General features: G+C 64.9%; 19 protein-coding genes. 8 read left to right on the top strand and 11 right to left on the bottom strand.

Features of this window, described 5'->3' with window-relative positions; all coding sequences use genetic code 11:
• Nucleotides 1–213: 213 nt before the first annotated feature.
• The 3 genes from FIV09_RS06795 to FIV09_RS06785 all read right to left on the bottom strand — a co-directional run bounded on the left by FIV09_RS06795 (nucleotide 214) and on the right by FIV09_RS06785 (nucleotide 4,884).
• On the bottom strand, nucleotides 214–2,181 hold the full coding sequence (locus tag FIV09_RS06795; RefSeq protein WP_152449289.1) for a hypothetical protein: 1,968 nt from the start codon (nucleotides 2,179–2,181) through the stop codon (nucleotides 214–216).
• A 36-nt stretch (nucleotides 2,182–2,217) separates the two neighbouring features.
• Nucleotides 2,218–3,444, bottom strand: coding sequence for an acetyl-CoA carboxylase biotin carboxylase subunit family protein (locus tag FIV09_RS06790; RefSeq protein ID WP_152449288.1), 1,227 nt, complete (start codon nucleotides 3,442–3,444; stop codon nucleotides 2,218–2,220).
• 678 nt (nucleotides 3,445–4,122) lie between these two features.
• Nucleotides 4,123–4,884 carry an HpcH/HpaI aldolase/citrate lyase family protein gene (locus FIV09_RS06785; protein ID WP_152449287.1) on the bottom strand — a complete coding sequence of 254 codons (762 nt, stop codon included), beginning with the start codon at nucleotides 4,882–4,884 and terminating at the stop codon, nucleotides 4,123–4,125.
• A gap of 230 nt (nucleotides 4,885–5,114) precedes the next feature.
• Between FIV09_RS06785 and FIV09_RS06780 the strand changes: the two genes are divergently transcribed.
• A complete protein-coding gene (locus tag FIV09_RS06780; RefSeq protein ID WP_152449286.1) occupies nucleotides 5,115–5,879 on the top strand; it encodes a hypothetical protein in 765 nt (254 codons plus the stop codon).
• A 16-nt stretch (nucleotides 5,880–5,895) separates the two neighbouring features.
• Here the strand turns inward: FIV09_RS06780 and FIV09_RS06775 are convergent, their stop codons facing one another.
• Nucleotides 5,896–6,570 (bottom strand): DUF1045 domain-containing protein, encoded by a 675-nt coding sequence (locus tag FIV09_RS06775; RefSeq protein ID WP_152449285.1) that lies wholly within the window; start codon nucleotides 6,568–6,570, stop codon nucleotides 5,896–5,898.
• A 240-nt stretch (nucleotides 6,571–6,810) separates the two neighbouring features.
• On the opposite strand from FIV09_RS06775, the gene FIV09_RS06770 reads away from it, so the two are divergent.
• A complete protein-coding gene (locus FIV09_RS06770) occupies nucleotides 6,811–7,131 on the top strand; it encodes a c-type cytochrome (RefSeq protein ID WP_152449284.1) in 321 nt (106 codons plus the stop codon).
• A gap of 303 nt (nucleotides 7,132–7,434) precedes the next feature.
• The gene (locus tag FIV09_RS06765; protein WP_152449283.1) at nucleotides 7,435–8,727 is read left to right on the top strand and encodes a sorbosone dehydrogenase family protein; all 1,293 of its coding nucleotides are present in this window, start codon (nucleotides 7,435–7,437) and stop codon (nucleotides 8,725–8,727) included.
• A gap of 91 nt (nucleotides 8,728–8,818) precedes the next feature.
• Here the strand turns inward: FIV09_RS06765 and FIV09_RS06760 are convergent, their stop codons facing one another.
• Together FIV09_RS06760 and FIV09_RS06755 are read right to left on the bottom strand one after the other, a co-directional pair.
• A complete protein-coding gene (locus FIV09_RS06760) occupies nucleotides 8,819–9,238 on the bottom strand; it encodes a hypothetical protein (RefSeq protein ID WP_152455276.1) in 420 nt (139 codons plus the stop codon).
• Nucleotides 9,239–9,310: 72 nt separating this feature from the next.
• Nucleotides 9,311–10,198, bottom strand: a complete 888-nt coding sequence (locus FIV09_RS06755) for a LysR family transcriptional regulator (protein ID WP_152449281.1) — start codon at nucleotides 10,196–10,198, stop codon at nucleotides 9,311–9,313.
• A 127-nt stretch (nucleotides 10,199–10,325) separates the two neighbouring features.
• Between FIV09_RS06755 and FIV09_RS06750 the strand changes: the two genes are divergently transcribed.
• From FIV09_RS06750 to FIV09_RS06735, 4 genes are read left to right on the top strand one after another with little or no spacing between them, the layout of a single operon-like run.
• Nucleotides 10,326–11,276 carry a tripartite tricarboxylate transporter substrate binding protein gene (locus FIV09_RS06750; protein WP_152449280.1) on the top strand — a complete coding sequence of 317 codons (951 nt, stop codon included), beginning with the start codon at nucleotides 10,326–10,328 and terminating at the stop codon, nucleotides 11,274–11,276.
• Nucleotides 11,273–11,782, top strand: coding sequence for a tripartite tricarboxylate transporter TctB family protein (locus FIV09_RS06745; protein WP_152449279.1), 510 nt, complete (start codon nucleotides 11,273–11,275; stop codon nucleotides 11,780–11,782). The genes FIV09_RS06750 and FIV09_RS06745 overlap by 4 nt, the downstream gene beginning before the upstream one ends.
• Nucleotides 11,783–11,785: 3 nt before the next feature.
• Entirely contained in the window at nucleotides 11,786–13,300 is a 1,515-nt protein-coding gene (locus FIV09_RS06740; RefSeq protein WP_152449278.1) for a tripartite tricarboxylate transporter permease, read from the top strand.
• Nucleotides 13,300–14,895: a gamma-glutamyltransferase family protein gene (locus tag FIV09_RS06735; RefSeq protein WP_152449277.1), complete on the top strand. Its 1,596-nt coding sequence runs from the start codon at nucleotides 13,300–13,302 to the stop codon at nucleotides 14,893–14,895. The genes FIV09_RS06740 and FIV09_RS06735 overlap by 1 nt, the downstream gene beginning before the upstream one ends.
• A gap of 16 nt (nucleotides 14,896–14,911) precedes the next feature.
• Here FIV09_RS06735 and FIV09_RS06730 read toward each other — a convergent pair whose 3' ends face one another.
• The 5 genes from FIV09_RS06730 to FIV09_RS06710 form a co-directional block, all read right to left on the bottom strand.
• Complete coding sequence (locus FIV09_RS06730; protein ID WP_152449276.1) at nucleotides 14,912–15,676, bottom strand: ABC transporter permease; 765 nt, start codon at nucleotides 15,674–15,676, stop codon at nucleotides 14,912–14,914.
• Nucleotides 15,676–16,467, bottom strand: a complete 792-nt coding sequence (locus FIV09_RS06725; protein WP_152449275.1) for an ABC transporter ATP-binding protein — start codon at nucleotides 16,465–16,467, stop codon at nucleotides 15,676–15,678. The genes FIV09_RS06730 and FIV09_RS06725 overlap by 1 nt, the downstream gene beginning before the upstream one ends.
• 55 nt (nucleotides 16,468–16,522) lie before the next feature.
• Nucleotides 16,523–17,527, bottom strand: a complete 1,005-nt coding sequence (locus FIV09_RS06720) for an ABC transporter substrate-binding protein (RefSeq protein ID WP_152449274.1) — start codon at nucleotides 17,525–17,527, stop codon at nucleotides 16,523–16,525.
• A gap of 224 nt (nucleotides 17,528–17,751) precedes the next feature.
• The gene (locus tag FIV09_RS06715; RefSeq protein ID WP_152449273.1) at nucleotides 17,752–18,066 is read right to left on the bottom strand and encodes a hypothetical protein; all 315 of its coding nucleotides are present in this window, start codon (nucleotides 18,064–18,066) and stop codon (nucleotides 17,752–17,754) included.
• A gap of 223 nt (nucleotides 18,067–18,289) precedes the next feature.
• Nucleotides 18,290–19,180: a LysR family transcriptional regulator gene (locus FIV09_RS06710; RefSeq protein WP_152449272.1), complete on the bottom strand. Its 891-nt coding sequence runs from the start codon at nucleotides 19,178–19,180 to the stop codon at nucleotides 18,290–18,292.
• A gap of 108 nt (nucleotides 19,181–19,288) precedes the next feature.
• Here FIV09_RS06710 and FIV09_RS06705 point away from each other — a divergent pair, with 108 nt between their 5' ends.
• A complete protein-coding gene (locus FIV09_RS06705) occupies nucleotides 19,289–20,854 on the top strand; it encodes a proton-conducting transporter membrane subunit (protein ID WP_152449271.1) in 1,566 nt (521 codons plus the stop codon).
• Nucleotides 20,855–20,866 lie beyond the last annotated feature (12 nt).

Below are 20,866 nucleotides of genomic sequence, written 5' to 3'. Positions count from 1 at the left end.
TCTTGTCCTGCCATCCGCGCCGATCATTCCGACGCGCGCCTCTGATACGAGACTGCCCGGCAGGTGTCATATGAAGGTTTTATGTCGGGCTTTCCCGTGCCCAAGTCAAATCAGGAGGCGGGGCGGCGGCGGTGACTCGCCAGACCGGGCGCGGTGAATGCGGGTACGGAACAGCCATGCCGGGGTATCCGGATGGGATAGCAGATGGCAGGCTCAGATCCGATCGGCGGCCCAGCTCAGCACAGCCATGTCGCGCACGCGGTCGGTCACTTCGGGCTCCACGGGGCGTATCCGCTCGGACCGGTGCGGCTGATCGTGGAAGAGGTAGAGACGCGACAGGAATTCCTCGAAGGGCAGCGAACCTTCGCCGTAGCGTTCTCCATTGCCGCTGGTGGTGACGGTCAGCCCATGGCCCCAATCCTGACCGCTGTCATTGTTGGGGTTGTAGAAATAGACGCGCATCTCGCCCGAGAGGCCGGTGGCGACGCGCAGGATGGTGATCGCGTGCCAACCGATGAAAGCGCCTGTGGGATCGGTGAAGGCGATGCCCGCGGGTTGGGGATGAATGAGCGGCCGGTCGCCATTGTAATCGGGATGGTAGCTTTCGTGGAACCGCGCAACGAAGCGGTCGTAATCGTCAAGCTTGCCCGTCGCCACATCCACGGCCACCGCACATTCGCGGGCGACCCACCAGCCATGAAATTCCGGGTTGATCCAGCGATGCGGATCTCCTGCCCGGCCTGCACAAAGACGGCCCATCTCGGCATAGATCCGGTCGAGATGCGGCACCAGCAGCACGGAGACGGGATCCGCATCGATCGGACCGAAGCCCGCAAGGCCCGCGGGCAAATCGGCGGAGGCGATGCGCTTGCCCTCGAAATGCATGATGATCGTTTCGGCCTCGGCGGCCTGCACCACGAGATGCAGCAGGAAATCGGGATCGTTCAGCGCCCACATCGAGATGGCGCGTGCCGATTGGCAGGTCGGGTTCGCCCCCTGCCCCACGCCCAGCGGCTTGCCGATAACCTCCAGCAGAGATGCGGTGATCAGGCTGTGGGGCGACACGTGCGGGCCGAAGCCCAGCGCGAGCCGGTCCTGCACGGCAGGCGCGAAATCGATGGTCATGGCGCGGCGCAAGGCCGGGGCCACGGGTGGCGCGTGCATCACGCCGCGTTCGAGCAGCATCGCGAGCCCGTGCACCGCCTGGCTGGTCGCGGGGGTGACGCTGGTGCGGATCAGGTCTTCGATGAGGCTGCGGAAGTGACGCCAGCAATCGCGGCCCGTGGGACCGAGACCAAGCGCCTCGGGCACGAAGGGCCGGTCGGGGTACTCCACCGCCCAGACCAGGAAACCTGCATGGTAGTCCGAGACGAGCCCCGTGTCGTGCATCGACCGGGCAAAGCCCATCGCCTCGCGCGAGAGCGCCACCTCGTCGAGTTGATCGAGCCGGGCGACATAGGCCTCGATCCCCGGATCGTCCCGCGTTTCGGCCGTGGGACCGAAGAGCGCGCTGACCAGCCGCTCTGCGCCCAGCCTGTCGGCCCCAGGCGCGCTGCCCTGGCGCGCGAGCACGATGGCGATCTGCGTGATCATGTCCTTGACCGGCGCCATCTGAACGGGGCGCTGTTCGAGAATGCGCCAGATCTCGGTCACCATCTGGCCCAGCACGTCCTGCAGACCGATCCGGTCGGCCACCATGCGCAGAACGCGGCCCGCAATCGCGGCCCGCGCGCCTGCCGCCCGGCTGGCCTCGTCGGAGAAATCGAAAAAGCGCGGCAGATTGAGCGCGAGAAGCTGGGTCAGGAATTGCCGGGCGTAATCCTGCTGCAGCGCGGGATGGGTCGCATCCCCCACGGCCACTGCCAGAAACCGCATCAGGCTTGCCGCTTCGAGTGCTGCCAGAAGCCGGTCTTCGCCTTCAAGCGTCTGACCTGACAATTGGGGCAGGAGCGCGTTCGGCATGTTCCAGTCGGAGCCTGTGAACAGCCCCGCCTCATCGAGCGCAATCGCACGCGCATAGATTGCCTCCAGCCCCCCCTCGACGGCCATCAACCGTGACAGCACATCGAGAACGGGCCTTTGGTTCCGCTGCTTGGAGAAGGGGCGCGCCCGCTCCAGCCGTTCTGTCGCGACATCGAGCGTCCTGGACAGACGCTCGACATCACCAACAACCGTATCCATCAGGTATTGCACCTCCTGGATGCCCCGCTTGTTGCCTCAGACATAGAAATCAAGCTCTTCCTGAGCTTTCAAGAGATCCCGCAGCTTATGCGGGTCTTCGCCGAAGAAATAGGCAAGTCCCCAATGCGTACCGAAGGCGGTACGCTTCGTCACCTTGCTTTCCATGGGCTCGGCGAGCTCATGGAACTCGAAATAGGGGTGGTTTGCCGTCTCCTCCGGCACTTCGAGGCGGCTGACGACGCGGCGGCGCGGATAGACGCCGAAGCAGCCCGCATGGCCTTTCGCACCGGTCACTTCCTCGGGGAAGAAGGCGTCGATCTCGTCCTGCGTGGTGTTCGGATCGAACATCAGCACGAGGCCCTGATAGCCGTTGAAGCCGTAGGCGCGCTCGATCAGCTCCAGCGCCTTGAAGCCCGGCGGACGGTAGGCGACCTCGCCGAAGTAGAGCTTGTTGTCGCTCGTGAGGAAGTATTCGGGATGGATGAAGCCGAAATCGATATCGAAGGCCTCGATCAGCTTCTCGATCTCCTCGGTGATGCGGGCGCGATGCGCCTCGAGCTCGGGCGTCGCGGGCACGAAGACCGAATAGCCCAGAGTGACGTATTCCGAAATGTTGAGGAACTGGATCTTGCCGTCCTTGATCCAGGCCTCGACCGCAAATTCCCAGCCGTCGAGATGGCTTTCCAAGAGCGCCGGGAATTCGTCGTCCGGGATGTTGTCCACGTCCTCGGGCGTGCGGATCACGCGGTGGCCCGCCGTGCCCGACTTGTCGAAGGCCTTGAAGTGGATGGGATCGTTCGGGTCACCATCAAGCTTCAACAAGGTCTGGTTCACCCGCTTGAGGAACCGGATCACGTCGCCACGATCATGCGCCTCCTCGAAAACACCCACGCGGATACCGCCGAGCTGGGCGCGCCGCTTCATCAGCGACTTGTCGCGGAACAGCATGGATTGGCCCAGAAGGCGCGGGTTCTTCAGCAGCACGGCGTTGATCGCGCCGGCCCATTCCACCGTCTCCTCGTAAAGCGGGATCGCCACATCGACGCCTTCATCGGCCAGACGGTGCGCCAGCTCGTGCGAGCGTTCGTTCAGACGGTCGAAATCCCATGGAATGAAGGGAATGTCGTTCTGTTTGCAGTAATCTTCGGCCCAGGGCGGTGCGACCACGACATAGCGACGGTCAAACCGGTCGACGGCGTCGATGGCGTTCAGGCTCCAGCCCAGAAGGGCGACATATCCTTTGTCGGGATTGTAATCGTTCATGTTTCCTCCGTTCATTGCCACGAAGCCGCCGCGCGCGATTGCGCGGTCAGTAACCGACCGGTCACTCCCTCAGCGATGCGAATGCAGGGAAGAGAAGCCCGATCCAGGCGGCTGGGCTTGTTTGATTGACCGGACCCTACCAATCAGCCCGCCGCATGACAACCCGACGACACTTTCGGTCTGTTTTCAGTGACTTAACGTCGCACCTGAGCGGCGCGACGCGAGACGTCCCGAGGCTGCCCAAAGGCTATGATCCGTTGATCGATCCCTCAAAATCCGCCGGATCGCCGCTTGCGGCCTCGGCAGATCGGGCCAACGGAGATACGCTTGACGGGATTCCACACCGGGTATCCGGGCATCATCGGCCCGCGAAAGGCGCGCATTTTTTCAGCCACGTTTTAATACCTCCGGGAATCTGACGTTTTCTGCAACGCAGCGCTTGCAAGGATGCCGAGGCTGCCTAGTTTTGATCTATCGAAGGTGCGGCACCGACCCGCCTTCGGTTACGGTCAGGCCGATCCCTTCGCATGGCGGTTGGCACTGGCACTTTGAGCGCCTTTTCCTCCTCCCTTGGCGCTTGAGGGTTAGAGCGGTCGGTCTGCTACCTCCTCCCGGCAGACCGGCCGTTTTTTATTCCCCGAGAAATTCGCGCCTTGCGCCGGATCGCAGCCTTGCGGCTCAGAACCGCTGTCGCAACTGCGCCGCAGCCTGCGTCAGAAGTGTGAGATCGATGCCCACGGCAGTGAACCGCGTGCCCAGCGCCATGAATTGCGCGGCCTCGTCGGGATCGAGAGACAGGATGCCCGACGGCATTCCCAGCGCCTGGAGCCGCCGGATCACATCGTCGATGGTCGCGCGCACCTCTGGGTGTCCCAACTGGCCCGGATAGCCCATGCTGGCGCTCAGATCGGCAGGCCCGATGAAGATGCCGTCCACGCCGTCCACCGCGGCGATCTCGTCCAGCGCGTCGACGCCCGCCTGAGTTTCCACCTGCAGGATCAGGCACAGCTCCTCTTCGGCGCGGGTGAAGTAATCGGTCACGCGACCGTAGCGCGTGGCCCGCATCGCGCCTGCCATGCCGCGTATCCCGCGCGGGCCGTAGCGCATGGCTGACACGGCGGCGCGCGCCTCCTCGGCACTTTGCACATACGGCACAAGAAGCGTCTGCGCGCCTATATCCAGCAGACGTTTGAACAGCACCGGATCATTCGCTGCCGGACGCACCACCGCCGAGACATCGGGATATTGTCCGATGGCCTGGAGCGCGGGCAGCACATCGAGCGTATCGACCGGCGCATGTTCGCAATCGACGAGCACCCAGTCATAGCCCGCGCCCGCGAGCATCTCGGGCACGGTATTGCCGCCGATCATGTTCCACATGCCGATCTGCTGCGTGCCCGCCTTGAGCCGCGCCTTGAAGAGGTTCCGGGGCAAATCCATGAAGCATTCTCCTTGCTGGGTCTTTGCCCGCATGGCGACACAATGCGGGCCGGACAGCAAGATAGGAGATCGGGTATCCGCGCTGCGGCGACTTTATGCAGGCGGGCGGCTCCGAGACGCGCCGGAGGCGCATTTGCCTGGCCCGCGTCGATTAGTCCTTCGCGACCACGCCCCTCTCGTGCCAAGCTGACGGTATGAGCGCCCGTCCCTCACCGTCAGGAAAGCTGCCGATGCGCAGCCTTGCCGCCCTCGCCCTCGGCCTCTGGGCCACGCAGAGTGCCGCGCTGGAGATCACGCTCACGGGCAATTACGCGCTGAACCGCCCGGCGAGCCTCGATTACGATCCGACATTCTGCGGGCTCTGGATCGCCAATGAGGGGCCGGAGGCCATCCTCGTCACCCTTCAGGGGGACGAATTGCGGCGCATCTCCTCGGATCTGAGCCGGATCAAGGCCATCTCGCTCGAGGGGGACAACCTGATCGTGGCCGACGGGATGGGCCTGTTTCAAAGGCTAGACAAGTCCGGCACGCCGTTGGCCGCCCCGTTTCGCATCGCCAGCGGCTGGGCCGATACCGAAGGCATTGCCGTCGATGCGGACGGTCGGCTCATCACGGTGGAAGACGATCCCGAATACCTGACCTGGCTGTCGCCTGAAGGTGATATCCTGAAGCGGATCGACACGATGACGCTGGAGCCGCCCCTGTCGGAGGCCCAAGGCATCGCGCGGGATCCGCGCACGGGCCATCTGCTGATCGTGGACGATTGGGAAGGCTCGAACGCGCTTTACGAATTCGACGCGGAGGGCGGGCTGCTCGGCACCGTCTCGCTGGTGCCTTACGGCATCGACCCCGAGGGGATCGCGATCCGGCCGGGCTCGGGGCAATTGTTCATCGCCTTCGACAGCGGTGCCAAGATCGCGAGCTTCGATTACACGCCCACCCTGCCCGAGGGCGCACCGCCCCTGGCGCCGGGTGCCGATTGCATGATGTTCTGATCGCGCCAAACGTAAGTCAGGCGGTCAGCAGGAAGCGCGCGATGCGCTCGAACCGGCCATCCGGTCGCTCCCCCAGAAGCGTGACGGCGTCCAGAACGAACGGCGCGGGCAAGTCCGGCAGGTGGGTCGGCAGCGCCGCCTCGGCCCGGGCGAGATCGGATTTGTTCAGCCGACCCGTTAGCGTCATGTGAAAGCGGAATGCGTCCAGCACCTGCGGATAGCCCCAACGGGCCAGCAACTCTTGCTGGTGCGCGGTCAGATGTGGCAATTGGCGGCGCGCCCGTTCCGCCACATCCATCGGAGCCCGAAACGCATCGAGGTCCGTCACGCAGGCCGCCGCGATCCGGTCAATCCCGGTGCTGTCGCCATCGGCGACAAGGGCGAGGAACCGCCCCAGCCGCGCGAGCTTCAACCCATCCGCGCGCGCCTGGGCAGTGCGCCCCGCAAGCTCCGCGATGGCGGCTTCCAGATCCGCCTGGCTTCGACCCAGCGCGAGCCGGAACGGCGGCTTCAGCGTTGCGTGAAAGCCGTATTTGCGCGGGCCCGCCGTCATGGCATCGAGGCCGTCCAGATCGTAAAGCGGGGCCTCCACCCCCGCCTGCGCATCCCAGCCCAGCCAACGCGCGCCGAACTCAGCCAGCGCGCCCTCGGGCGGCAGATAATAGAGGGCGTATCGGGCATAAGAGGTCATTGGCAGCTGCGCCCCCGGCAATGCGATCAGACCGTCGAAACAGGTCCGCCCCGGTTCTTGCAGAGCATCGCGGCCTTGCCAATGCTCGGCACAGATGCGCCCGCGATAACGCCCTTGATCGCCGCGCGGGAATGCGTAGCAATACCCGTCCAGAGCGGGTGCCCGCACCGAGCGCGGCACGGCGGGGTTTCATGCATACGGGCGACCGACCCGATCTCAATTTTCGAAAGGACCTATCTCATGGCGTTCAAGCACAGCTCCCTCGCGGTCGCGGCCGTTTTCTGCCTGTCGGGCGTCGCGGCCCATGCACAGGATGCGGCGCAGGGCGAAGAGATCTACCAATCCGTCTGCAAGAACTGCCATGGCCCTACCGCGAACGGCATGGCGAGCTATCCCAAGCTCAACGACAAGGACGTGGCATACCTCACCGACCGGCTGGAGACCTACCGCGCCGGTGACAAGGTGGGGCCGAACTCGCTGCTGATGATCCCCCATGCCAAGCGCCTGTCGGATGACGAGATCGCCAGCATCGCCGTGTATGTAACGACCGCCTTCGAGTGAGGCGGCCGCTTCAAAGCCGCACCGCAACACATCAATGAGCGACGTCTGCGCAACCGCGCGGACGGGCGTCCCGTGGCCATCCTCCCGTCCGAACACCCCATAATTCTCCAAACGATTCCAGAGGCGTAACTGGCATGGGCCCGAAAACGCAAATGCGGTCTTCCGCCGAGCCCAGCACGGATCCGTCGGAAAATTCTTGCTCCAAAGCGTTTTTGCGGCCTACCGTCGGTGGCCCGGGTGACCTTGCGTCATTTATCCCCAAATCGCGCAGGCTCCGGCAACCATCGTATCAGGGAGGATAAAATGGTTAAAAAGACCAATCGCCAGACATCGGCACTCATCGCGACCATGCTGCTCGGCACGGCACTGGGCACGACCCCGGCGCTCGCGCAATCGGGTATGAACACGACCGCACTGCAGCACGAGGTGGTGCTCGATAACCTCGAAAGCCCGTGGGATATGGCCTTTCTCGACGACGGCACGATGCTCTTTACCGAGAAGTGCAAAGGCCTGTCGGTGCGCATGCCCGACGGCACCGTCAACGCGCTTTACGGGATGAGCGGCAGCGAAGGCTATGCCGCCACGGGCGACGATCTGTTCTGCGAAGGCCAGGCCGGGATGATGGGCGTCGCCTTCGACCCCGACTTCGCCGAGAACCGCCGGGTCTATGTCTATTCGACGTCGAACATGTCCGACCCGCATACCAACCGGCTGATGCGCTTCGAGGTGTCTGGGGACTTCACCTCGGTCTCAAATCGCACCGACATCGTGGATGACGTGCCCTACAAGATGGAAGCCTCGGACCACCCGTTCGGCGGCCCCGGTGCGCATAACGGCGGGCGCGTGCGCTTTGACGAAAGTGGTGCGCTCTGGCTGACCACCGGCGACAACCACAACGAAGAGGTCCCGCAAAGCCCGACGATGATGGGCTCCAAGGTCATCCGCATCGACACCGATGGCAATGCCCATCCGGACAACAGCCCGCCCGAGGGCTTCGATCCGCGGACCTTCACCTATGGTCACCGCAACGTGCAGGGCATCGCCTTCCACCCCGAAACCGGCACGCCCATCGCGGCAGAGCACGGCCCCTGGCACTCGGACGAGATCACCGTTCTCGTGAATGGCGGCAATGCCGGCTGGGATCCGCGCGACAACATGGCCGGACGCGGTGACTGCCCGGACGGCTATTGCGGCTACATGCCCAACCAGGGCGAGGGCATGAACCGCTACGAGCGCGCGGCCTTCATGCCGATGACCGACTTCGAGACCTATCCCGACGCCATGCCACCGATCTGGACTAACAATGGCTGGTCGCAGGGCACCTCCTCGGCGGCCTTCCTCGAAGGCGAGCAATGGGGTGACTGGGATGGCGCCATGGTTGTCGGCATCATGGGCATCGGCTTCGGCGGCACGCCCATCGGCCAGCGCATCGACGTGATCGAACTGACCGACGACATGGAGGTCGAGGACGTGACCGAGATGACGCTGCCCATGGACTCGGCGCGCTTCCGCTCGGTTGTGCTGGGTCCCGATGGCAGCCTCTACACGGCGGTCGATGAAGGCCAAATCCACAAGCTGACACCCGGCGGCATGTGATCGCCTCGCCAGAAACATCGGATGCGCCGCCTTCGGGCGGCGCAGTCGTTTTCGCTTGCGTGTACCCCTCGGCCTGTTCCGGACCGTGCCGTCACTCGCCGAAGATGAGCACATCCGGCAGGACAAAGCGCTGATCGTCGACACGGATGTTGTGCAGACCCTCTTCGATGCGCCAATCGGTATCCGTGCCCACACCCGACATGGTCGTATTGGCCCGCAAGAACGCGCTGTCTTCGAAGAACAAGGTGCGCGTGAAACTGTTCTCGAAGGTGATGACGATGGTCGCCTCTCCGCCCGGCGCCCGCGCCACGCGGGCGATGCAGCGTCCCATGGGCAACCCATCCCGTTGCACGCAATCGATCGGGCCTTCCGCATCGAAATCGCCTGACGTGGCCCGCGCGGCCGTCGTCTCGGCCGACACGTCTCCAGGGCCAAGGCATGCACATGCAAGCACAATGACCGCCCCCTGACGCAAGCGGTGAGAGATGGTCGCCACGGTCATGGACTCCATGCATCCTCCGATCAGTGTCCAACGCGAGGATAAAGGACCCGTGCCAGCACACAAAGCGCAATCGCGCGCCCCTCAGGCCGCGTCGTCCGACAAGGCCCCGCCCTGATCGGACAGGATGCCGCGCAAGGTGGCCAGCGTCTTCGACCTTGTGGAGTTCTGCCGATGCACCAGCCCCAACCGCCGCGAGATCTGGCCGCGCCCGAAAGGTCGACAGACCAGCCGCTCCGAACGGGCATCGAGATAGGCGATCCGGGGCACGACCGCGAAGCCCAGGCCCGCCTCCACCAGCCCGACCACGGCGGGCATCGTGTTGGCGACCGCAACTTCGCGAGGCGCGATGGCAAGCCGCGACAGCTCCGTCGTGATCTGGCGCGCCAGCGGCACATCGGTCTCGTAGCGGATGAAGGGCAGCCGCCGCATCAGCTCCGTTTCGGTCTCGTCCGCAGTGCCGGGTGGGGCGACCAGCACGAGCGGCTCCTCGATCACCGGGTGCCAGGCGAGGCTCGACGGGACGCCCACATGTTCGGCCACGAGGGCCGCGTCCAGCCGCCCTGCCCCGACATCGGACATCAGTTTTTCCGACAGCCCCACCGACAGATTGAAGGCGAGATCGGGATAGACGCGACGCATTTCAGCGAAGGCCTGCGGCATGAAGCGCGTCGACACGGTGCGAATTGCCCCGAATTTAAGCACACCCGAGGTCCGCCCGCCCGACAAGGCGACCCGCGCCTCGGTCATGGTCTGCACGACATTGCGGGCGGTTCGGAGGAAGTCCTCCCCCTTGCCATTGAGCCTTGGCGGGCGCTTCGACCGGTCGAAAAGCTGCACGCCCATTTCGGACTCAAGTGATTGAATTTGTTGACTAACAGCGGAGGATGTCAGGTTCACCAGCCGCGCCGCTGCGGCGAAGCTGCCGGTGTCCGCGACGGCGATCAGGGTTTCGAGCTGGCGGATATCCATTCCCGCTTCTTAAGCATCTCTTACGAAAATCCCAAGAACAATTCGCTTTCATAAGGTTTTCTTACGCCATAGCCGTGAGGCGTCCCGGCGCAGTGCCGGAGATTCGCTCAGAACAGGGAGTTCCCGAATGACTGTCCTCACACGGATCGCCGCAGGCATCGGCCTGGCCGCCGCCACGCTGGCCCAGCCTGCCCTCGCGCAGGATTACCCCGACCGTCCCGTCGAGTTCATCGTGCCTTGGTCGCCCGGTGGCGGCAGCGACACGCTGATGCGCATCGTGGCCAACAACGTCTCGCCCTATCTCGGCGCGGAGATGCCCGTGATCAACATGCCCGGCGTCGGCGGCACCGTGGGCCTGACCGAAGCCTCGCGCCGCGATGCCGACGGCTACACGATCTCCCAGGTGCATGAGGGCCTTCTGGCCGCGACTGCGACCGGCCTGACCGAGCTGAAATGGGACGATTTCGATCCCATCGCGCTGATGACCGCCTCGCCGCAATACCTCGTGGCGGCCTCCGATCAGCCCTTCGACACGTTCGAGGGCCTGATCGAATATGCCGAGGCCAATCCCGGCGAACTGACCATCGGCGTCACGCTGGGCGGCGTGCCCCATGTGCACGCGGCCATGATCGCCGAGGCCTATGACCTCGACTGGCGCTATGTGGGCTATGAAGGCACGGGCGAGCGGATCCGCGCGCTTGTGGGCGGCAATCTCGATCTCGCCATCGGTGACATCTCTTCGTCGCTGCAATTCGTCGAGAACGGCGATCTGGTCTTTCTCGCCACCGGCGCCACCGAGCGGATGGAGCAGACCCCGGACGTGCCCACCTTCATGGAACTCGGTTCGGATCTCGACCTTTCGGTCACCCGTGGCATCGTGATGCCCGCAGGCGCGCCCGAAGAGGCTCAGGCCACGCTGGAACAGGCCCTGATGGAGCTGTCGCAGGACGAAACCTTCATCGAGCAGATCAACAACGCCGGGGCGACCGTCGCCTTCCGGGGCCGCGAGGAGTACACCACCTACCTCTCGAACCTTTCGGACACGGTTAACCGCCTGGCAGAGGTCATCGCACCGTGAGCCAAGAGGCCACCCCATATGACGCGGAGGAGGCGGGCGAGGTTGCCCGCCTTCTCTCCTATGTCGCGCTGCTGGCGGTCTCGGCCGGATTGTTCCTCGAAGCCCGCGTGATCCCCACATCCCGTTTCGAGGTGCTGGGTGCGGGCGCCTTCCCGATGCTGGTGCACGGCGTTCTGATGCTGCTCCTGCTCATCGCCATCGTGGGGTCGGTCCGCAGCCTGCCCGGCTCCGCCTATGGCCGCTTTGCCGCCCGCATCACGGGCTGGGCCGTGGAACGCCGCCTCGTCTTCGCGGTCTTCGGCTGCTTGGCGGTGTATCTCGCGGCGATGCCGGTCATCGGCTATCCTATTGCGACGCTGGGCTTTCTACTGGTGCTGCAGATCGTTCTGTCGCCCAAGACCCGCACGGCCATCGCGCTGGCCGTCGCCCTGTCGATCCTCTTCTCCTTCGGCTTGAACTGGCTCTTCGCCGAGGTGTTCAACGTCTTCCTTCCGCGCGGGAGCTGATCCATGGATGCGTTTCTTCTCGGCGCCTCCGAGGTGCTTTCGCCCGTCACGCTTCTGATGATGCTGGCAGGCTCCATCGCGGGCATCATCGCCGCTGCGATCCCCGGCTTCACGGTGACCATGGCGATCGTCCTGACCCTGCCCCTGACCTTCACGATGGAGCCCTTGCAGGGCATCGCGGTGATGCTGTCGGTCTATGTGGGCGGCTATACCGGCGGTCTGATTTCCGCGGCCCTTCTGGGGATTCCGGGCACGCCCTCTTCGGTTGCCACGACCTTCGACGCCTTCCCGATGTCGCGCAAGGGCGAGCCCGGGCGCGCGCTATCCATCGGGGTCTGGGCGTCATTCTTCGGCACGCTCATTTCGACCGCCGTGCTGATCGTCGCGGCACCGCCGCTTGCGATCTTCGCGGTGAAGCTTGGCCCTTGGGAATATTTCTCGCTCATTGTCTTCGCGCTGACCATCGTGGCCTCGCTTGTGGGCCATTCGCTGCAACGCGGCCTGATCGCGGCCCTCATCGGCCTCGCCATCGCCACCATCGGCACCGACCCGATCCTGGGTCGCCCGCGCTTCGACATGGGGTTCGAGCTCTTGGCGGCGGGCCTGCCCTTCCTGATCGTGCTGATCGGCATTTTCGCGATCTCGCAGCTTGCCTCCGAGGTGGAGGATGCCAAGGCCATCAAGACCGGCGAAAAGCTCGTCGAGGGCGAGATCGACTTCAAGACATGGGCGGTGATGCGCGAAGTGCTGATGCGCCCGGTGAACCTGATCCGGTCCTCCATCGTGGGCGTGGCCATCGGCGCGCTGCCGGGTGCGGGCGGCTCCATCGCCAATCTCGTGGCCTATGACCAGGCCAAGCGCAGCTCCAAGACGCCCGAGAAGTTCGGCACCGGCATCACCGACGGGGTCGTGGCCTCGGAGGCGGGGAATTCCGCGACCGCGGGCGGCGGGCTTATCCCGCTGATCGCGCTCGGCATCCCCGGCTCCGCGGTCGACGCGATCCTGATGGCCTCGCTCATGGTGCATGGTATCTCGGTCGGTCCGCGCCTGATCATGGACAATGCCGATCTGGTTTACGGCATGTTCCTTGCGATGGCCGTCTCCAGCCTGATGATGCTGGTGGTCTGCGTCCTGTCGATGCGCGCTTTCCTGCGGGTGGCGGAGGTGCCGAAATGGGTTGTCGTGCCGGTGGTTCTGGTCTGCTGCGTCGTGGGCTCCTTCGCGCTGAACAACCGGGTCACGGACCTCTACCTTCTGGGCGCCATCGGCCTCTTCGGCTATGCGCTGAAGGCGCTGGACTATCCGCTGGCGCCCCTGGTGCTGGGCGTGATCCTGGGCCCCATCGCCGAGACGAACCTGCGCCGCGCGCTGATGACGGACAATGACTGGTCGCTCTTCGTGACCCGTCCCGTCAGCCTGCTGTTCCTCGTGGCGGCAATCCTTTCCGTGGCCTGGGCGATCCGCGGCATCGTGAAATCGCGCCGTTCCTGCAACAATGACACGAAGGACGCTTCCTGATGCATTTGCGCCATGATGCCCTCTACGCTTCCCGCCGCTCCCCGATCCTTGCGCAGAACGTGGTCTCCACGTCGCACCCGCTGGCCGCGCAGGCAGGCCTGTCGATGCTGGCGAAGGGGGGCAATGCCGTCGATGCGGCTATCGCCGCCGCCGCCACGCTGACAGTGGTCGAGCCCACGGGCAACGGGCTTGGCTCCGATGCGTTCTGCATCCTGTGGGATGGCAAGGAATTGCACGGGCTCAACTCCTCGGGCGCGGCCCCTGCGGCCTGGACGCCCGAGCGCTTCGCGGGCCAATCCGAGATCCCCTTCCGTGGCTGGGAAAGCGTGACCGTGCCGGGCGCAATTGCCGCCTGGGCCGAGTTGGCCGAGAAATATGCCCGCTTCGACCTGCCCACGCTGCTGGCGCCTGCCACGGCCTATGCCGAGGGCGGTTTCATCGTCTCCCCCATCATCGGCGCCTTGTGGGAGCGCGGCGCGGAGATGCTGTCGGACCAGCCCGGTTTCGCGGAAGCCTTCATGCCCGGCGGGGCCGCACCCAGGGCCGGTACGCGCTTCCGCAATCCGGCACAGGCGCAAAGCCTCGCCGCGATTGCCGAAACCAACGGACGGGCCTTCTACGAAGGCGCGCTGGCCGAGAAGATCATCGCCGATGCGCGCAAGCACGGCGCGGCTCTGTCCATGGCGGATCTGGCGGAGCATCGCCCCGAATGGTGCGGCACGATCTCGTCTGATTTCGACGATCTGAGCCTGCACGAGATCCCGCCCAACGGTCAGGGCATTGCCGCGTTGATGGCCCTTGGAATGCTCGCCCATACCGGCGTGCGCGATCTCGGCCCCGACGATCCACAGGCGCTGCATCTGCAGATCGAAGCGGTGAAGCTGGCCTTTGCGGATCTTTACGCCTATGTCGCCGACCGCCCCTACATGACCGCCCCCCGCGTGGAGGATCTGATCGATCCGGGTTACCTCGCCAAGCGCGCCAAGCTCATCAGCACCGACCGCGCGCAGGATTACGGCCCCGGCGAACCGCAGGCGGGCGGCACGGTCTACCTGACCACCGCCGATGCCTCGGGCATGATGGTGTCCTTCATCCAGTCGAATTACTCGGGCTTCGGATCGGGCGTGGTGGTGCCCGGTACCGGGATCAGCCTGCAGAACCGCGGCGCGGGCTTCACGCTGGAAAAAGGCCACCCGAACGAGGTCGCCCCCCGCAAGAAGCCGTTCCATACGATCATTCCGGGCTTCCTGATGAAGAACGGCCAGCCTGCCATGAGCTTCGGCGTTATGGGCGGCCCGATGCAGGCCCAGGGCCATGTGCAGATGACCCTGCGCACCCAACTATGGGAGCAGGATGTGCAATCGGCGGTCGACTCGCCGCGCTGGCGCTTCGTTAAGGGCATGAACGTCGCCTGCGAGGAGGCGATGCCTGAGGCCACGCGCGACGCGCTAGCCAAGCTCGGTCACGAGATCACGGTGGAGACGCCCGATACGGCCTTCGGCTTCGGGGGCGCGCAGCTGATCCAGCGGCTCGAGGATGGCAGCTACGCGGCAGGCTCCGATCCGCGCAAGGACGGACAGGCGGTGGGCTTCTGAGGCCCCCGCCCCGCCCTCAGGTCGATTGCCGTTCGGCCCAGCCCGCGAAGGTCTTCTCGAGCGCGACCACCGCGTAATAAAGCGCAATGCCCAGGATCGCGAGCGCGATCAGCACCGCGAACATCAGCGGGTAGTTGGAGTTGGTCTGTCCCGACAGGAACAGCGCACCAAGGCCCCGCCCGTGCGGCGAGACGATCTCCACGAGGTTGGTGCCGATGAAGGCCAGCGTCACCGACACTTTCAGCGCCCCGAAGAACTCGGGCAGCGTCTTCGGCAGCGCGATCTTGCGGAAGATCGTGAACCGTGACGCACCGAGCGAGCGCAGGATGTCGCGGTATTCCGGCTCCAGCGTCGAGAGGCCAATTCCGACCGACACGGCGATGGGAAAGAACGAGATCAGGAAGGCCATCATCACCGTGTTGAAATCATGCTGGCCGATGAACAGAAGCGCCAGAACCGGCACCAGCGTCGCCTTGGGGATCGCGTTGAAGCCCACCAGCAGCGGGTAGAGCCCGTCACGCGCGATGCGGCTGAAGCCCATGATCATGCCCAGAAGCAGGCCGAACAGCACTGCAAGGCCAAGCCCCGCCACCGTTCGCCAGAGCGTCTGCCAGGACCCGATCAGGAACAGCTCCCAGAATTGCGCGTAGGCGGCGGGCAGGTCCGATGGCGAGGCCATGACGTAGTTCGGCCAGTTGTTGATGCGCACCAGCGCTTCCCAGAAAAGCAGGAAGGCGAGGATGGTGGCGACGGGCACGCCGATCTTTCGAACCATATCCATCAGGCGGCCACCTCCGGATCGCGGCCCTGGGCGATCTTGATCTGATCGCGCAGCGTGTGAAGCATGTCGGCGGCTTTCTGAGTATAGAGCACGTCGATGGTGCGGTCCTGCGGCAGGTCCACGTTCAAAATGAACTGCGTGCGGGCGGGACGGCCCGACAGCACCACGACCTGATCGCCGAGAAAGACGCTCTCGCGCAGATCATGGGTGATGAGCACGGCGGTGAAGGGCTCCTTTTCGCGCAGATCGTGCATGGTCTGCCACAGATCCTCGCGGGTGAAATTGTCGAGCGCGCCGAAGGGCTCGTCCATGATCAGCACGTCCGGCTTGTGCACGATAGCCCGGCACAGAGAGGCGCGCTGGCGCATCCCGCCCGAGAGCTCCGAGGGGCGTTTTTCCTCGAAACCCGAAAGGCCCACCATCTCGAGCAATTGTTCGGCGCGGGCGACGCGGTCGCGGCGCGGCATCGACGGCGCCACGATCTCGAGCGGCAGGATGACGTTTTCAAGGATGGTGCGCCATTCCAGAAGCACGGGGTTCTGAAAGGCCATGCCGACAGTCTTGCGCGGGCTGGTCACCCGCTCTCCATGCAGCCAGACCTCGCCCGCATCGGGCTTCATCAGGCCTGCCACGAGCCGCGTCAGCGTGGATTTCCCGCAGCCCGACGGGCCAACCACGGCGCAGAACTCGCCCTCGGGCACGGAGATATCGAGCCCGTCAAGGACGGGGAGCGGCCCGGCCTTGGTCTTGTAGGCGTGCTGCACGCCCTTGATTTCTATGAGATTATCCATCTTCCCCGCCGCGTTGGAAGATGCCGGACCCGAAAGCCCGGCACCTTGCCCGATCTTACTTGAGCATCAGCACGTCGCCCGCAGGCAGATAGCTGTCATCGAAGAACTTTGCCGCGTCGGGTTCGTTCTGGAACTCGTAGACGGTCTTGGTCTGCTCGATGGCGGCGGCGAAGCGCTCGGGGTCGATATTGCCCATGCCGTTCTCGCCCACGTATTCGGTCATCACGTTGGCGTCGATGGCCAGTTGCAGACGACGCTTTTCGAGATCGGCATCGGCGGCCGGGTTGCGCTTCAGCAGCGCCTCGATGGCGGCGTCGGGGTTGTCGATGGCTTGCTGCCAGCCCTGCGCGATGGCGGTCAGGAAGCCGGTCACCGCCTCGGGGTTGGCTTCGGCGAAGTCGGTGTTCACGATGATCGCGTTGCCGTAGAGGTCAACGCCGTAATCGGCCATCAGGATGACCGAGATGTCCTCCTCGGGCACGCCCAGACGGATCAGGTTCAACGTCGAGGAGAAGGAGAAGCCAGTCACGGCGTCCACCTCGCCCTGCGCCAGCATCGGCTCGCGCGTGGGGAAGCCTACGGGCTCCACGGTGATTGCATCCACGTCGAGGTCATTCTCGGCGGCGAAGATCGGGAATTGCGCCCAGGCGCCATCGGGCGGCGGCGCGCCCAGCGTGCGGCCTTCCAGATCAGCTGGCTCGGACACGCCTTGGCTGATGCGGCCCACCACCGCAAAGGGCGGCTTGTCGTAGACCATCATGACCGGCATGACCGGCGCGTCGGGGTTCTGATCGAGAAAGCGCATCACCGAGTTGATATCGGCAAAGCCCACCGGGAAGGCGCCCGTGGCGACCTTCGGGATCGCGTCGAGCGATCCGGCCCCTTCGGTGATGCTGACGGACAGGCCCTGCGCCTCGAAGAGGCCCGCATCGACCGCATGGGTATAAGGCGCGGCGGGGCCTTCGAACTTCCAATCAAGCGCGAAAGGCATTTCGGTTTGCGCGGAGGCGGCACTGGCCGCAGTGGCGACAGCACCGGCGAGAACGATGTGTTTCAGCATTGTGGTTTCCCCTGTTGGATCGTCTTTTTGTCCTGCGGCGTGGCTGTGAAGACCAGTCCCATGCGCCGCTTCCCCTCGGGATAGCCCATCAGGTCGCAGATGGTGAGTAATTTTTGGGCAGAGGCCGGAATTTGGCGATGATTTTTGCGTCGCGGCGGGCTGACCGCGCAGCTTTGAGAGCGTGCGCGCCCTAGGTGCAGGCGTCAGAGCAGGCGCGACTTGGCTCAGCTCACGTGGGCCAGCGTGCCCATCATGAAATCGCGATTATAGTTCAGAAACCGCACGCGGGGATCATCGGCCGAGAGCCGCATCACCCGGTCGTAATCCGCAAGGCAGATGATCTGCGCATCGTTCTGAACGATCTCGAAGGCGCGATCGAGCAGGAAGGCGGCGGTGAAATCCTCGGCCAATTCACGAGACGGAAAGTTGAGAATGGTCGTCGTGCCGCCGATATTGTTCTTCAGGCCGTAGCAGACCACTTTCTGGCGCTCGAACAGGAAGTCGGCGAATTCCATGGTGTTTTCGGAGTAGGACGTCATCGAACCTCCTTCGCGGCACGCCGCACACGCGCAAAACCGGCGTTGCGTCAGAGGTAGTATATTTGCGGGCATGGGAAATGGGTAAAATTCTCTGCATTGCAGCGAAAAGTGGCTCATGGCACGGGAGCCTGCGCCCGGATAACGGGCAGATGATCGCGCAGCGGGCAATCAGCGCCCCTTTTTCGTGCAGGAACAGCACAGACCGGCCCGATGACGCGCCGCGCTACGGCCCCTTGGTGGCGCGCGCGCCATCGCCCAGCAATTCGGCCAGAAGCGGATTCGGAAAGCGGCGCTGCAGGCTCACCGCGTAGAACGTCTCTTCCATGTCGCGCAGGCGCAGCGCTTCGATCAGCACGCCCGAGGCCAGCTCGTCACGCACGACGATGGAGGGGATCACGGCAAGGCCCGCATCTTCCCGCGCAAGAAGGCGGAGCATGGCCATGTCATCAGCCTCGGCCGCGATATGCGGCGTGATTGACAGGCTGGCTGTCAGCGCGTCGAACGCGGATCTAAGCGCGGTTTCGGGCGTGGGCAGGATCAGCGGCATCTCGGTCAGCAAGCGCGCAAGCTCATGCGGCCCCTGCCCCAGACGCGAAGGCGTGCCGATCAGGCTCACCGGTTGCGCATCGAGCCTGCGGGTCAGATAGGCGCTGGCCGCATCCCGGCTGGGCGCCAGGTTGGTCAGCACCACGTCGAGCGACAGCGCCTCCAACCCCGACAGAAGCGAGGATTGCGAGCCCGAGCGCAGGATCACCTCCACATCCGGGCGCTGGATGAGCGGGCGCAGGAATTCCAGCTGGAAGTTGCGCGACAGTGTCGCAAGCGCCCCCACCCGGAGGGGACGGCGCGCCGATCCGGTTTCGCGCAAGGTGGCCGTCAGATCGTCGGCGGTGCGAAAGATCGCCTCCGCATGATCGAGCGCGATGCGCCCCGCTTCGGTCAGGACAAGCCCCCGCCCCCGCCGTTCGAAAAGCGGATGGCCGAGCGTCGCCTCCAGCGTCTTGATCTGGGTCGAGACCGCCGATTGCGACAGGTTCAGCCCGCGCGCAGCGCCCGTCAGCGTGCCATCGCGGGCCACGGCACGGAAAAGACGGAGGTGATGCAGGTTCAGCATGCAGGCGTTCTATCAAACAGAACGAAATCTCACAATATATGTAATTTTATTGATGCCTTTTCCGCCCTATCTGCCCCTCAACGAAAATTTTGACCGGAGAATTGGCCTATGTCCTCGCTGCTTCCGCTGTCTTTCCTGGCCCCCATGGTGCTATTGGCCGTGGCCGCGCGCGCCATGCTGACACCGGGCGCCCGCCCCGGATCTCTGCCCCGCTGGGCCGAGGCCGCGGCGCTTGCATCTCTTGGCCTGACGCTGGCCGGATTGGTCCAGCTCCTGGTCGCAGGACCGGAAACGCGCAGCCTTGGCGGCGGGCTTGGCCTGATCGCGCTGCGGCTCGATGCGCTCAGCGCCACGATGGCGGTGCTGGTGGGCTTTGTGGGCTGGATCGTTCTGCGGTATTCGCGCAGCTATCTCGACGGGGAGCCGCGCGAAGGCGCCTTTCACGGCCTGATGCTGGCGACGCTGGCCGCGGTTCTGATCCTCGTGCAAGCGGGCAGTTTTGCCGTTCTGGTCGCGGCGTTCCTCGCGATTGGCGCGGGCCTGCGGGCCTTGCTCCTGTTCTATCCCGACCGGCCCGAAGCGCGGCGTGCGGCCACGAAATTCACGCTGGTCTGGGGCTTCGGCGATGCCAGCCTCATCGTGGCCGGGCTTCTCTTCTGGGCGGCGTTCGGCACGAGCGACCTGACCGCAATCGGCGCCGCGGCGGCCGATGCGGGCCTGCCGGTTGCGGCTCATATCGCAGTGGCGCTCCTGGTACTCACAGCCGCGCTTAAGACCGCTTCCTTCCCGCTGCATGGCTGGCTGACCGAAGTGATGGAAGCGCCCACGCCCGTCTCTGCGCTGCTGCACGCGGGCATCATCAACTCCGGCGGCTTCCTTCTGATCCGGATGGCCGAGCCCATGCGCGAAAGCCCCGGCGCCATGGCCGCGCTGGTAATCCTGGGCGGGTTGACCGCGCTTTTCGGCGCGATGGTCATGCTGACCCAAAGTGCCGTGAAGACGGGCCTTGCCTGGTCGACGATCAGCCAGATGGGCTTCATGCTGCTGCAATGCGGTCTTGGCCTCTGGACGCTGGCGCTGCTGCACATCGTGGCGCATTCGCTCTACAAGGCGCATGCCTTCCTGGGCTCGGGCGGCGCGGTCAAGGCCGTGACCGATGCCCGGCGCCCCGGCCCCGTGGCCGCCCCCGATCTGGCCGCGGTGGCGCGCGCCTTCGTTCTGGCGCTGGTTCTATACGGCGTGGTCGCTGCGGGCTTCATGGCCTTCGTCGCGCCGAAATCCGCACAGGCGCTGGCCTTGGGCGCGATGTTGATCTTCGGCGTGGCCTATCTCGTGGCACAGGGTCTTGCGGACAAGGCCCCGAAAGCGCTGACGCAGCGCACGGCCCTGGCTTCTTTCGGGGCGGCGCTGGCCTATTTCGCCTTCCAGCAGGGCGCGCATGTGCTCTGGGGCGCGCATCTGCCCGCGCCGCAGGCGCCCGGTCCGCTTGAATGGGCGCTCATCGTGCTTGCGCTCTTCTCTTTCGGGCTCATTGCGCTGGCGCAGTCGCTCTTCCCGCTCTGGGCGCATCATCCGGCCACGGCGGGGCTTCGGGTCCACCTTGCCAACGGGCTTTACCTCAACGCGTTGCTGGATCGCCTGATCGGCGGATTCCGGGCTGCGAAATCCAACTGACACCTCAAGACG

The sequence above is a fragment of the Roseivivax sp. THAF197b genome (assembly GCF_009363255.1).
Taxonomy (GTDB): domain Bacteria; phylum Pseudomonadota; class Alphaproteobacteria; order Rhodobacterales; family Rhodobacteraceae; genus Roseivivax.
Note: the sequence above shows the minus strand (reverse complement) of the source record. Positions and strands in the feature narration are given on the sequence as shown.

Excerpts from the sequence above, each read along its gene's own strand:
- FIV09_RS06760 (WP_152455276.1), bottom strand. The coding sequence starts at position 9,238 with ATGGAGTCCATGACCGTGGCGACCATCTCTCACCGCTTGCGTCAGGGG.
- FIV09_RS06795 (WP_152449289.1), bottom strand. The coding sequence starts at position 2,181 with ATGGATACGGTTGTTGGTGATGTCGAGCGTCTGTCCAGGACGCTCGAT.
- FIV09_RS06765 (WP_152449283.1), top strand. The coding sequence starts at position 7,435 with ATGGTTAAAAAGACCAATCGCCAGACATCGGCACTCATCGCGACCATG.
- FIV09_RS06785 (WP_152449287.1), bottom strand. The coding sequence starts at position 4,884 with ATGGATTTGCCCCGGAACCTCTTCAAGGCGCGGCTCAAGGCGGGCACG.
- FIV09_RS06705 (WP_152449271.1), top strand. The coding sequence starts at position 19,289 with ATGTCCTCGCTGCTTCCGCTGTCTTTCCTGGCCCCCATGGTGCTATTG.
- FIV09_RS06780 (WP_152449286.1), top strand. The coding sequence starts at position 5,115 with ATGCGCAGCCTTGCCGCCCTCGCCCTCGGCCTCTGGGCCACGCAGAGT.
- FIV09_RS06710 (WP_152449272.1), bottom strand. The coding sequence starts at position 19,180 with ATGCTGAACCTGCATCACCTCCGTCTTTTCCGTGCCGTGGCCCGCGAT.
- FIV09_RS06730 (WP_152449276.1), bottom strand. The coding sequence starts at position 15,676 with ATGGATATGGTTCGAAAGATCGGCGTGCCCGTCGCCACCATCCTCGCC.
- FIV09_RS06740 (WP_152449278.1), top strand. The coding sequence starts at position 11,786 with ATGGATGCGTTTCTTCTCGGCGCCTCCGAGGTGCTTTCGCCCGTCACG.
- FIV09_RS06725 (WP_152449275.1), bottom strand. The coding sequence starts at position 16,467 with ATGGATAATCTCATAGAAATCAAGGGCGTGCAGCACGCCTACAAGACC.
- FIV09_RS06775 (WP_152449285.1), bottom strand. The coding sequence starts at position 6,570 with ATGACCTCTTATGCCCGATACGCCCTCTATTATCTGCCGCCCGAGGGC.
- FIV09_RS06720 (WP_152449274.1), bottom strand. The coding sequence starts at position 17,527 with ATGCTGAAACACATCGTTCTCGCCGGTGCTGTCGCCACTGCGGCCAGT.
- FIV09_RS06790 (WP_152449288.1), bottom strand. The coding sequence starts at position 3,444 with ATGAACGATTACAATCCCGACAAAGGATATGTCGCCCTTCTGGGCTGG.
- FIV09_RS06755 (WP_152449281.1), bottom strand. The coding sequence starts at position 10,198 with ATGGATATCCGCCAGCTCGAAACCCTGATCGCCGTCGCGGACACCGGC.
- FIV09_RS06750 (WP_152449280.1), top strand. The coding sequence starts at position 10,326 with ATGACTGTCCTCACACGGATCGCCGCAGGCATCGGCCTGGCCGCCGCC.
- FIV09_RS06770 (WP_152449284.1), top strand. The coding sequence starts at position 6,811 with ATGGCGTTCAAGCACAGCTCCCTCGCGGTCGCGGCCGTTTTCTGCCTG.
- FIV09_RS06735 (WP_152449277.1), top strand. The coding sequence starts at position 13,300 with ATGCATTTGCGCCATGATGCCCTCTACGCTTCCCGCCGCTCCCCGATC.
- FIV09_RS06715 (WP_152449273.1), bottom strand. The coding sequence starts at position 18,066 with ATGACGTCCTACTCCGAAAACACCATGGAATTCGCCGACTTCCTGTTC.